2 protein-coding genes and 1 pseudogene are annotated in these 2,015 nt (G+C 43.0%); all 3 read right to left on the bottom strand.

Going from position 1 to position 2,015, the window contains the following annotated elements:
- Window positions 1-258, bottom strand: a pseudogene (locus L4D74_RS25050) (Tricorn protease domain-containing protein); the annotation flags it as partial.
- Between the two features lie 246 nt (window positions 259-504).
- Window positions 505-1,182 (bottom strand): hypothetical protein, encoded by a 678-nt coding sequence (locus L4D74_RS25045; protein ID WP_428755114.1) that lies wholly within the window; start codon window positions 1,180-1,182, stop codon window positions 505-507.
- The coding region (locus L4D74_RS25040; protein WP_428755112.1) for a Tricorn protease domain-containing protein at window positions 1,179-2,015 on the bottom strand (837 nt) is incomplete at its 5' end. The genes L4D74_RS25040 and L4D74_RS25045, both read right to left, overlap by 4 nt.

Here is a 2,015-nt window from a genome sequence, read left to right as displayed (position 1 = left end):
ATCTAGGTCTTCCCGCGGCCATTCTTTGGCTTTAACAATGTAGTGTTCCGGCTTGCCCGCTTCTTGGTCATAAATAACATAGTTATTTTCTGTAATATAAACACGACCATCTTCCCACTGCTGCGCATTCTTCTCTGCAATTCGGTCTTCAATTGTTTGAGGGGTTTTCGCTTGTTGATCAGGCTCCTTCGCCGATTCCTGATTACAGCCAGACAATACCGCCAAGGCAATCAAGCATAATGTGTGACGTAGATTCATGTTAATATTCTCTTTATTGTCATTTTGGGTCGCGCTTAATTGCTTAATATCGTGCTCACGTGACTCGTATAAACGGCTTTCTGTTAGCTTGGTTGATCTTTTTCCTTATGGGCTAGCAGGTCTGCAATTRGTGTTYGAGCAAAGATGACGGTTTGATTGTCTCGTCCATGATGGCTATTGCCCTGATAACCACGAATAAGTKCCACTTCTWTAACCTCTACAGGCCAACCAGAAAAACTAATCAACCTAGAGCCGTTTTCTTTTTTTATCGCTATCAGAGAAAACCACAGCGCAGCTCGCCACAACGGGCAGTACAAAACCTTTCAGTGGCTGCTTAAGTTCACAAACCTCCTCATACCACTTATTGTATTCGGCTTGTTCCGCGCTGAGTTGCCCACTTGTAGCTGGCTTATAAGGTTTAGCCAATTGTTCAGTACTGATTTCAGTTAGTGTTAACTGAGTTTCGCTGTTGTCTAATTGGCCGCTGAGCTCGACAATTTTTGCAGCCAACTCTTTAGGTGCTAGCTCTGCGAGTGAAGCAATAAGTGGCAATGATGGAAAACGAAAAGTGAGGGTTTGTTCTCCGCTTTTTGGTAAGTCACTGCCTAGTGCGTGAATAGGGTGTTCTGGTGTCAACACTTCAAACGCCCCATTTTTATCCGGTTGTCCGTTACCCAACGGGCATAACTTAAACTCTTGATTGGTTGCCCAAAGCTTAGGGTTTTCGCTATCGGTTACATTCAGCATTGGCACTTTAGCTAACGGGCGAATGTTAGTAACACCCTCCTTACCAACTAAGCTCCGCTCTTCATGCCAAGTCGGGTATACGTTTTTTCGACCATTCTGTGCAGCAGGAAAATATGCCCCAAACAAATAGTAATTCGCATGCAGTGGTATCACATTACAGGTATCATCAATATTCATAGTTCCTCCCCTTTTACAAAGTCACCATTGTTGGCAAATGCGTTGTAAAGCGAAGAATTACCAGCACTGTGGCCAGTCCCTATTTGCTCCCATTTTAAGTAAGGACCAAACTCTTTGTTTTCTGTTAGTTTGCTCAGAATCACTCTGGCGGCTCCATCTCGAGTGTAGTTCGCATCTTTACTCAAAATTTCAAAATAACGTAACTTACCAACAGCTCGCGGGACGATTTTTTCTGATTGAAAGGACTTGTTTTTTACATCAATAAGATAGCGGTGTGTTCTGGTTTCTACCCAAGCATAGTGTCCCATTGGGCTAATTGATTTCTTACGAAAACGAGCTTCTTCTGCAGAACGAGAAGTATCTGGCACTATCGAGTAAAGCTCTGTGTCCGTTGCTTCGTCAAAAACACCAATGCCATATTCATCGACCATAAAACGCTTACCATCATGAATCACTGAATACTCGTTAAACTCTGTTTTTACTTGCTGCTTATCACCCGTCGCTAAGGTGTACTTCCAGTCTTTAAATTTATCTACGTAGTATAGATAGCTGCTGTCTTCTGCCCATAGGAATTCTGGATAGCCACGTGAACGACCCAGTTCAATATATTCGCCCGTTTTAAGGTCTTTAATCACCTTAAACATGCCTTCAGCTGCCGAGTACGCCAAAGCTAGGTAGCGATTATTTGGTGAGATACGCATTAAACGAACTTTGCCAACAAATTCGTCKGCAACCAAACGTAAGTCYGTRCCATCGGTTTTGATACTCCATACTTTATCTCTTTGATCATAGTGGTCTTTTGCTTCATTACGAGCATTATCCCAACGGAATAC

Origin of the sequence: Vibrio cionasavignyae, assembly GCF_050337155.1 — a bacterium.
GTDB classification, from domain to species: Bacteria; Pseudomonadota; Gammaproteobacteria; order Enterobacterales; family Vibrionaceae; genus Vibrio; species Vibrio nomapromontoriensis.
Note: the sequence above shows the minus strand (reverse complement) of the source record. Positions and strands in the feature narration are given on the sequence as shown.